Origin of the sequence: Actinomyces sp. (genome assembly GCF_030530635.1) — a bacterium.
GTDB lineage: Bacteria > Actinomycetota > Actinomycetes > Actinomycetales > Actinomycetaceae > Actinomyces.
On the sequence record NZ_JAUMUL010000087.1, the window covers coordinates 1 to 9,100 of the forward strand.

At 68.3% G+C, this 9,100-nt stretch carries 8 protein-coding genes; 5 read left to right on the forward strand and 3 right to left on the reverse strand.

Features of this window, described 5'->3' with window-relative positions:
- Window positions 1-247 precede the first annotated feature (247 nt).
- The 3 genes from disA to Q4A20_RS13990 form a co-directional block, all read right to left on the reverse strand.
- Window positions 248-1,318 (reverse strand): DNA integrity scanning diadenylate cyclase DisA, encoded by a 1,071-nt coding sequence (gene disA, locus Q4A20_RS13980; RefSeq protein WP_303123898.1) that lies wholly within the window; start codon window positions 1,316-1,318, stop codon window positions 248-250.
- A 180-nt stretch (window positions 1,319-1,498) separates the two neighbouring features.
- A complete protein-coding gene (gene radA / locus Q4A20_RS13985) occupies window positions 1,499-2,920 on the reverse strand; it encodes a DNA repair protein RadA (RefSeq protein ID WP_303123900.1) in 1,422 nt (473 codons plus the stop codon).
- Between the two features lie 67 nt (window positions 2,921-2,987).
- A complete protein-coding gene (locus tag Q4A20_RS13990) occupies window positions 2,988-3,203 on the reverse strand; it encodes a hypothetical protein (protein WP_303123902.1) in 216 nt (71 codons plus the stop codon).
- A 235-nt stretch (window positions 3,204-3,438) separates the two neighbouring features.
- Here Q4A20_RS13990 and Q4A20_RS13995 point away from each other — a divergent pair, with 235 nt between their 5' ends.
- The 5 genes from Q4A20_RS13995 (at window position 3,439) to Q4A20_RS14015 (ending at window position 8,824) form a co-directional block, all read left to right on the forward strand.
- Window positions 3,439-4,725, forward strand: a complete 1,287-nt coding sequence (locus tag Q4A20_RS13995) for an ABC transporter substrate-binding protein (protein WP_303123903.1) — start codon at window positions 3,439-3,441, stop codon at window positions 4,723-4,725.
- Window positions 4,726-4,918: 193 nt separating this feature from the next.
- Window positions 4,919-5,971 carry a siderophore ABC transporter substrate-binding protein gene (locus Q4A20_RS14000; protein WP_303123904.1) on the forward strand — a complete coding sequence of 351 codons (1,053 nt, stop codon included), beginning with the start codon at window positions 4,919-4,921 and terminating at the stop codon, window positions 5,969-5,971.
- A 107-nt stretch (window positions 5,972-6,078) separates the two neighbouring features.
- Window positions 6,079-6,990 carry an ABC transporter permease gene (locus Q4A20_RS14005; protein ID WP_368502489.1) on the forward strand — a complete coding sequence of 304 codons (912 nt, stop codon included), beginning with the start codon at window positions 6,079-6,081 and terminating at the stop codon, window positions 6,988-6,990.
- 2 nt (window positions 6,991-6,992) lie between these two features.
- Window positions 6,993-8,075: an iron chelate uptake ABC transporter family permease subunit gene (locus tag Q4A20_RS14010; protein WP_303123906.1), complete on the forward strand. Its 1,083-nt coding sequence runs from the start codon at window positions 6,993-6,995 to the stop codon at window positions 8,073-8,075.
- Window positions 8,072-8,824, forward strand: a complete 753-nt coding sequence (locus tag Q4A20_RS14015) for an ABC transporter ATP-binding protein (protein ID WP_303123907.1) — start codon at window positions 8,072-8,074, stop codon at window positions 8,822-8,824. Before Q4A20_RS14010 ends, Q4A20_RS14015 begins: the two co-directional genes overlap by 4 nt.
- Window positions 8,825-9,100: the final 276 nt, after the last annotated feature.

Genomic DNA, 9,100 nt, shown 5'->3' on the forward strand with positions numbered 1-9,100 from the left:
CCGCGGAGACGGCAGCCACCGTCGCCTCCGGGAACGTCGCCACCGCCGGCACCTACCGGGTGCGCATCCAGCTGGATGGCGCCGACCTGACCGAGGACCGCGTCTTCGTGATCAAGTAGGTAATGATGCTGTTATACGGGTCCAATACCGTACAGCGATTCGAGGCGGCGCTTGCGCGGAGTGATGCGGTGCGCTTCATCATCGATAGGTGGTCTGCGCGCCGGCGTGCCGGAGGCGCTCGTCCCACTCACGCGTAGCGGTCGGCGATGGAGACTTCCGCCAGGCGCGACAGCCCATCTCGCAGGGTGCGGGCCTGACGCTGTTCGACGCCGTCGACAGCCTCCAGCTCCTCGACCGTCGCTCCCAGCACCGCCTGCAACGAACCCCAGTTGTCTACCACGGCGCGTGCTGTCGCCAGCGGCAGCCGTGGGATCTTGGCGAGGATACGCAGCCCGCGGGGTGATACGGAGGCATCCAGGTCCTGCCCGTCGGCACCGCCGAGTCCAATCGAACGGGCAACCATGGCCAGATCCAGCAGGGCGGGGGATCCCACCCACTTCAACCTGGCATCGACGGCGGCGATCTCCAGTCCCTGCGGCAGGTAATCGGTCAGCAGGAAGTCACGCTCCGCCATCAGCCCGCGGGTGAGCTCCTCCACCTGCAGGGCCAGCAGTCTCCCGTCGGTGCCCAACTCGACCACGTAGCCGTCGATGTCGGAGGCGATGCGGCTGACCATCTCCAGCAGCTGGAGCACGGCGGTCACGTCTCGTACGGTGACCAGGTCCTCGATCTCCAGGGCGTCCAGGCCGCCGGAGATCTTGTCCAGGCGCGCCTTGTACCGCTCCAGGGTGGCCAGTGCCTGATTCGCGCGCGCCAAAATGGCCTCACTGGGCTCGATGACATGCCGGCGACCATCCACGTACAAGGAGATGATCCGCATCGACTGGCTCACGGAAATCACCGGATGCCCGGTCTGACGGGCGACGCGCTCGGCGGTGCGATGACGCATGCCGGCCTCAGCGGTCTCTATGGAGGCGTTGGGCAGCAGCTGCACGTTCGCCCGCCGAATGCGATTGTTAGCCCGATCCACCACGACGGCACCGTCCATCTTGGCCAGCTCTCGCAGCTGGGCGGCGGTGACTTCCACATCCAGCCTGAAGCCGCCCGAGGAGATCGCCTCAACCGTCTCGTCGAAGCCGAGCACGATGATAGCCCCGGTCCGCCCGCGCAGAATACGCTCCAGGCCGTCACGCAGTACGGTGCCGGGGGCGATGAGAGCGAGTGTCTCGCGCAGCAGGTTAGCTGTGGTCTCGGTCATGGGATTCTCCTAGGAATGGACCGGGGCGCGCCGAGTCGTGCACGCACCGGACCGGTGCCTGATCATGCTAGCCGCATGAGGCGGCACGACGCCGTGAAACCGGTCGCGCCGGAGTGTGCCAGGCCGCGGCGCGAAACGAACCCGCCGGCGTTCCCGCGCCCGGTGGGCGACGATTACAATTCAACCGCGCGGCAGGGCCGCCCCGACGGCCTCGCTGAGATGCGCGACCGGCAGAATGTGGACGCCTTCGACGCCCCGCAGCTCCTTCGACCCCGCCAGAGGCACGATAGCCCGATCGAAGCCCAGACGTGCCGCCTCGGCCAGCCGCCGCTGCACGCCCACGGTCGCCCGCACCTCCCCGGTCAGCCCCACCTCTCCGAAGGCCACCAGACCCGGGGGAGTGGGGAGGTTCTGAGCGGCAGAGACCACGGCGAGTGCCACCGCCAGGTCCGTGGCCGGCTCCACCGCCCGTGCACCGCCCACGGTGGACACGTAAACATCCGCAGCCGATGTGTCCAGGCGCAGGCGCGCCGCGAGCACCGCCAGTGCCATCGCCACTCGGGAGTGGTCCACGCCGGAGGTGGTGCGGCGCGGAGAGCCGGCGGCGGTTCCTGCAACCAGGGCCTGAATCTCCACCGGCATGGGACGGCGTCCCTCCAGCGTCACCGTGGCGCAGGTGCCCGGAACCTCACTGCGCGCCGCCGACAGGAACAGACCCGAAGGGTCGGCCAGGCCGGCAATGCCGCGCTCACCCAGATCGAAGCAGCCCACCTCATCGGTGGGGCCATAGCGGTTCTTCACCGCACGCAGGAGCCGGAGCCGAGCATGGCGGTCTCCCTCGAACTGGCAGACGACGTCCACCAGGTGCTCCAGCACCCGCGGACCGGCGATGCCGCCGTCCTTGGTCACATGCCCCACCAGCAGCACCGGAATGGCGCGCTCCTTGGCCACCTGGATGAGCGCACTCGCGACCGCGCGGACCTGAGTGATGCCTCCCGCCCCGCCCTCGACCTGAGTGGAGGCGATGGTCTGGATCGAATCCACGATCAACAGTGACGGGGCGGCGTCCTGAACGTGCCCGAGGAGTGCGCCCAGTTCGGTTTCGGCGGCCAGCAGCAGTGCCGGATCAATGGCGCCGATGCGCTCGGCGCGCAATCGCACCTGGCTGGCCGACTCCTCACCGGTCACGTACAGCACCGGCCCGTGCCCGCGCTCGCGGGAGGCGGCGGCAGCCTTGGCGGCGACATCCAGCAGCAGGGTCGACTTACCGACGCCGGGCTCCCCGGCCAGCAGCACCACCGCCCCGGGGACCACTCCGCCCCCGAGTACCCGGTCCAACTCACCCACTCCGGTGGGGCGGGCGCGGGCCTCCTCGGCGCTCACCTGCGCAATGGGGCGGGCGGCGACGGCGGGACGAGCCGGCGCGGCGGTGATGGTACTGCGCCCGGGTCCGCCACCCCCGCCCGAGGAGGGCTCGACGAACTCCTCCAGCGTGCCCCAGGCACGGCACTCGCGACACTGACCGAGCCATTTGGGGCTGGTCCAGCCGCATTCGGTACACAGGTAGGAGGTGCGTGTCCTCGGGATCTTCGTGGTGGCCATGGCGGCAGGGTAGCGGGGGCCGCCGACATGAATTCGGGGCGGTGGTGGCTGCTGCGTCATTGAACCCTCAGGATCCGGATGCGGGGCCGTGCGGCCGCCCGTACTGCTGCGGGCCGCCGTAGGCGGGTGACTGGCCGTAGGCGGAGGACTGCGCCGGAGCGGGTGCAGCGGGCTCGCCGGGGGTCCCGTAACCGGTCTGGCCGCATCCCACACCCAATGGGGCTCCGGTGACTGGATCGCGTCCGATGGTCTCCGCCAGCAGTCGGCGGTCCCTGGGACGCACCAGACGTGGCGACTTGGTGAGTTCGGGCCTGGCCGCATGACCGGGGCCGGGCCCCGCTCACACCCTCAGACTTGAAGAGCCACTTGACTGCCACCGCCCGCGGTTCGCGTCACCGAAACGTGTTACTGGATGGTGGCAGGAGTGCCTTGCCGGGTGGGGACCCGGCATAGGAAAATGCCGGTGACCGAGCCTCGGCCGCCCGGTGCCGGGGACGCGACCGAAGGGATGATCGTCTTTGGCCGACTCCGCCGACTCCAACGAACCTGCCGACTCCCCGGATGTCGACGCCGCCTCCGCCACAGCCATTGAAGGCACCGGTCGTGGTCGCACAGCCGCAGCTTCACCCCGTGCCCGCGCCGGGTCCGGCGTGCGTAGGGCGCGGTTTGACCTGCGCCCGAGTCGCCGCGCGGTCCTGGTCGGCGCCTGGGCCTCGGGTGCCGCCGCACTGGCGGCCGCCTGCTCCTCCGGTGCCGGTCCCTCCACCGGTTCTTCTGCCGCGGCCGAAAACGCCTTGCAGGGCGCCACGGAGTCATTCCCCATCACCATTAAGCACACCTACGGCTCCACTACGATCGCGTCCGAACCTACCCGCATCGCGGCTATCTCCACCGTGGACGCCGACGTCGTGATCTCCCTGGGCCTGGTACCCGCAGGTGTGCCCGCGGTAGATGCTGCGGGCGATGACGCCTATCCCTGGACCGTAGAGGGCCTTGACGCACTGGGTGCCGATGTTGGCACCGATGCGGCGCCCGCCGTGTACGACGACTTGGACGAGTTCGACGTCGAGGCGATGGCGGACCTGGAGCCGGATCTCATCCTCGGCGTGCATTCGGGGATGAGCGAGCAGGAGTATCGCCGCCTCTCCGCCATCGCCCCCACCCTGGCGTATCCGGCCGACGCCGTTGCCTATGAGGCCTCCTGGGAGGCGGTGACCGTGGCGGTCGGTCGGGCGCTGGGACGCTCTGCAGCCGCCGAGGCGCTGGTCAACACCACCACCGACGTCCTGACCTCCACCATTACCGCGAACCCGATTCTGCGCGGTGCCACCTATGCGGCGGTCTCGATCGACGTCTCCGGCCCGTCCATCACCCTGTACACCGAGTCGGACACGCGTTCGCAGGTGCTGTGGCAGTTGGGGCTGACGCCGGCCCCCGTCGTCGCCAGGGCGGGGCAGGATGCCGACGACGTCGCGGTGAGCTTCCCGCTTGCCGATGCCGCGCAACTCACCGCCGATCTGTTGTGGGTCCAGGTGGGGGACACGGACGCCGTAGAATCCATTAAGACCGATCCACGGCTGGCGACGATACCTGCGGTCGCGGCCGGCACCGCGCTGTTCGTCACCGACACGATGGCCGCCGCCAGCCTGAAGGCCGCCTCGCCGCTGTCGCTGCCGTGGTGCTGCGAGCACCACGTTCCCGACATTGCGGCCGCCGTCGAGACGAGCAGGGCCGTGGCTACCGCATCTGCCACTGCCGTCGGCAGTGCCGCAGCGAGTCCGGCTGCCTCCTCCACGGCGCCGTGAAACCGGGCTGGCGCCGCAGTGACCGATCTGGGCACGTGACTTCTACCGATCTCGGCGATGAGACAGTACTTGCCGGGACCGAGGAGAGGAATGTAGGTTAACCATAGGTAGGTGAACCTGACCTAATGGGGAGGGTTTGTCTATGTATCTCGCGTGGGCGATCCTCGCGAGCCCTACGATCCCAAAGGAAGACATGTCTCGTAAGCTCCCTGCGCTCCTGGCGCTGTCGGCGGCCGTCAGCCTGGTACTGGCAGGCTGCTCCGGTGCCGCCGACTCCGCCTCCACCGCCACGGCGTCGGCTGCGCCGGCCTCCGGTGACGCGGCCGTTACCGCCGACAGCTCTGCAACCACACCGGCCACCCGGGCCTCCTCGGTCACCATTGAGGACAACCATGGCTCGGTGGAGATCGCGCTGCCCGTGCAGCGGGCGGCCGCGACCGACAACCGCACCTTCGAGGTGCTCGCCCAGTGGGGCGTTCCGCTGGTCGCCGCCCCCAAGAGGATCATGCCCTCCACCGTTACCGCCTACAACGGCGACGACGTGGCCGACCTGGGCAACCATCGTGAGCCCGATCTGGAGGCCCTGGTGGCGGCCGCACCTGACCTGGTCATTGTCGGCCAGCGCTTCGCCGGTCACTACGACTCCATCGCACAGCTCACCCCCGAGGCCGCCCTCCTCGACCTCGATCCGCGCGACGGCCAGCCCTTCGACGCCGAACTCAAGCGGCAGGTGACCGCCCTGGGACAGGTGTTCGGCAAGGAGGCCGAGGCCGAGCAACTCATCGCCGATTTCGATGCCGCCGTGGACCGCGCCAAGAAGGCCTACGACGGCTCCTCGAAGGTCATGGCCGTCATCGTCTCCGGCGGCGAGATCGGCTACTCGGGCCCCACCACCGGACGCACCTGGGGGCCGGTGTTCGACCTGCTCGGACTGAAGCCGGCCCTTGAGGTGCAGGCCTCAACCGATGACCACCAGGGCGACGACGTCTCCGTGGAGCAGATCGCCGAGTCCAACCCGGACTGGATCTTCGTCATGGACCGCGACGCCGCCATCAGCGCGGATGACCCGAGCTACACCCCCGCAGCGGACGTAATCGCCGGCAACGCCGCTCTGCAGAACGTCACCGCGGTGAACTCCAAGCAGATCGTCTACGCCCCGGCCGACACCTACACCAACGAATCGATCATCACCTACACAGAGATCCTCAACTCGATCGCCGACGCCTTCGAAGGTGCCAAGAACTGAGTACCATCCGGCGGCTTCAAGAGCGCAGTGCGCCTGCGCGCAGCTTCACTAACACCACAGCCCGCACCCGCGGGCCCCTGGTCAGCCCGGGGCTCGCGGTCGGGCTGGTGGTGGTCGTGGCCCTGCTGGGCCTGAGCCTGGCCACCGGCCAGTACGCGATCCTGTCCCACGCCGACGGCTGGGAGTTGTTCCGCAACGTTCGCGTCCCGCGCACCCTGGCGCTCGTGCTGGCCGGGGCCGCCATGAGCATGTCCGGCCTGGTCATGCAGCTGATCACCCAGAACCGCTTCGTGGAGCCGACCACCACCGGCACCACCGAATGGGCGGGCCTGGGCCTGCTGACCGTGATGGTGCTCTTCCCGCGTGCCAGTGTTCTGGGGCGCATGGCCGGCGCCGTGACGGCCGCCTTCCTGGGAACCATGGTGTTCTTCCTGCTGTTGCGCCGGATCTCCCTGCGCTCCTCTCTGCTGGTGCCGATCATCGGCATGATGCTCGGCGCGGTGGTCAGCGCGGTGTCCACCTTCTTCGCCCTACAGACCGACATGCTGCAGTCCCTGGGCGTGTGGTTCCAGGGCAGCTTCACCTCGGTGTACCGGGGCCAGTACGAGGTCTTGTGGATCGTGGTGGCGGTGGTGGCCGCGATCTTCTACTACGCCGATCACCTCACCGCCGTCGGGCTGGGGCAGGACGTGGCCACCAACATCGGCGTGGATTACCGTCGCACCGTGCTGATCGGCACCGGTCTGGTGGCCGTGGCCACCGGAACCGTCACGGTGGTGGTCGGCTCGCTGCCCTTCCTGGGGCTGATTGTCCCCAACCTGGTATCCATGCGCCGCGGGGACGACCTGCGCTCCAACCTGCCCTGGGTGTGCCTGGTGGGCATAGGACTAATCACCGTATGCGACCTGCTGGCCCGCACCATCATCGCCCCCTTCGAGATTCCGGTGGCTGTGGTTCTGGGTCTGGTGGGCGCCGCGGTATTCATCGCCCTGATCATCCGCCAGACCAGGAGAGGCTGAGCATGAGTTCCCCAGTGGCCGTAGCCACCGCGCCCAATCCCGGCAGCCTCAGCGCCGACCCGACACCGTCCGGCCAACCCGCCCCCCGCCGCTCCGGCGCCTTCGCCACCCCCGCGGCCCGCCGTCGCTGGTGGCTGACCTACCTGGCGGTCACCGGCCTGGCCGTCTGCTTCACCGTCGGCCTGCTGCTGTGGAAGAACCCGATGCCACCCGGTACCCCCGGCTTCTGGCTGATCGCCAACAGACGCCTGGACGCCATCATTGCCATGATCGTGGTGGCGGTGTGCCAGGCCATGGCCACCGTCGCCTTCCAGACAGCCACCGGCAACCGCATCATCACGCCGTCGATCATGGGCTTCGAATCCCTGTACCGGGCCATCCAGACCGCCACCATCTTCTTCTTCGGCGCCACCGGCCTGATCGCCACCCGCACCGCCCCCATGTTCACGCTCCAACTGCTGCTCATGGTGGGACTGTCCCTGCTGCTGTACACCTGGCTGCTTACCGGCGGGTCCCAGCACCTGTTCTCGATGCTGCTGATCGGCATCGTCATCGGCTCGGGCTTGGGCAGCCTGACCGCCTTCATGCAGCGTCTGCTCACCCCCAGCGACTTCGATCTGTTGTCCGCCCGGCTGTTCGGATCCATCGCCAACGCCGACCCCGACTACTACCCGATCGCCATCCCCCTGGCGGTGGCTGCGAGCGCCGCCCTGCTGGCATGCTCGCGTCGACTCAATGTGCTCGCCCTGGGGCGGGACGCCGCCACCACTCTGGGGCTCAATCACACGCGCGCCACCATCGGCGTACTGGTGGCGGTCTCGGTGCTCATGGCCACCTCCACGGCGCTGGTTGGCCCCATGACCTTCCTCGGATTCCTGGTGGCGATCCTGTCCTACCAGTTGTCCGGCACCTACGACCACCGCTACTTGTTTCCGATGGCCGTCAGCCTGGGGCTACTGGTGCTCACCGGCGCCTACTTCATCATGCGGCATGTCTTTTATGCCCAGGGCGTCGTCTCTATCATCATCGAGCTGGTGGGCGGCTCGGTGTTCCTGGTCGTCGTGCTCAGAAAGGGACGCCTGTGATCGAGCTGGAACGGGTACGCAAGGTCTACAACTCCGAGGTTGCCATCGGGCCGGTCACCCTGGACCTGCCCGCCGGTGGCATTACCGCCTTCATCGGTCCTAACGGCGCCGGCAAGTCCACCCTGCTGACCATGGTGGGGCGCCTACTGGGGATCGATGAGGGGGCGGTGCGCGTGGCCGGGCTGGATGTGTCCAGCACGAAGTCGGCGGATCTGGCCCGGGTGCTGTCCATCCTGCGGCAGGAGAACCACTTCATCACCCGGCTCACCGTGCGCCAACTAGTGGGCTTCGGCCGCTTCCCCTACTCGCGCGGGCGGCTGACCGCCGACGACGAGCGCATCATCTCCCGCTACGTCGACTTCTTCGGCCTGGGTGAGCTGGAGGAGCGGCACCTTGACGAGCTGTCCGGCGGGCAGCGGCAGCGCGCCTATGTGGCCATGGTGCTGTGTCAGGAGACCGACTACGTGCTGCTGGACGAACCCCTTAACAACCTGGACATCGCCCACAGTGTGGAAATGATGAATCATTTGGAGCGCGCCGCGAAGGAGTTCGGGCGCACCGTGCTGATCGTCCTGCACGACATCAACTTCGCCGCCCGCTACGCCGACCGCATCTGTGCCCTGAAGGATGGGAGCGTGTTCCGCTTCGGATCGCCGGAGGAGATCATGTGCGAAGACCTCCTCACCGCCGTGTTCGGCACCCCCATCCAGGTGATCGAGGGCCCATCGGGGCCGTTGGCCTGCTATTGAGGGTGCGTGTGGTGTCGTGTCGGCTTGGACACAGGCTACCTTCAGGTAATAGTGAACGGGCTCTTCCGATTTGAGGGTGTGGTGATGAGGGTCGGGGCTGTGGTGGGGTGGTCGTGGAAAGCACACCAAGATTGTGGAGCATCGCCGGGGGTCGTACAACGCGACTCGGGATGGCGAGGCCGGGCGGTAGGGCGGACGCCCCAACCGGGCGTGGGGGGGCCCACCCGGCGGGGGAGGTGGGGGGCCCACCCCCTGGGGGGCGGTGGTCAGGCGGGG

What these genes read in the sequence shown, in the direction of transcription:
- disA (WP_303123898.1), bottom strand. Translation starts at nt 1,318, where the DNA reads ATGACCGAGACCACAGCTAACCTGCTGCGCGAGACACTCGCTCTCATC.
- radA (WP_303123900.1), bottom strand. Translation starts at nt 2,920, where the DNA reads ATGGCCACCACGAAGATCCCGAGGACACGCACCTCCTACCTGTGTACC.
- Q4A20_RS14000 (WP_303123904.1), top strand. Translation starts at nt 4,919, where the DNA reads ATGTCTCGTAAGCTCCCTGCGCTCCTGGCGCTGTCGGCGGCCGTCAGC.
- Q4A20_RS14010 (WP_303123906.1), top strand. Translation starts at nt 6,993, where the DNA reads ATGAGTTCCCCAGTGGCCGTAGCCACCGCGCCCAATCCCGGCAGCCTC.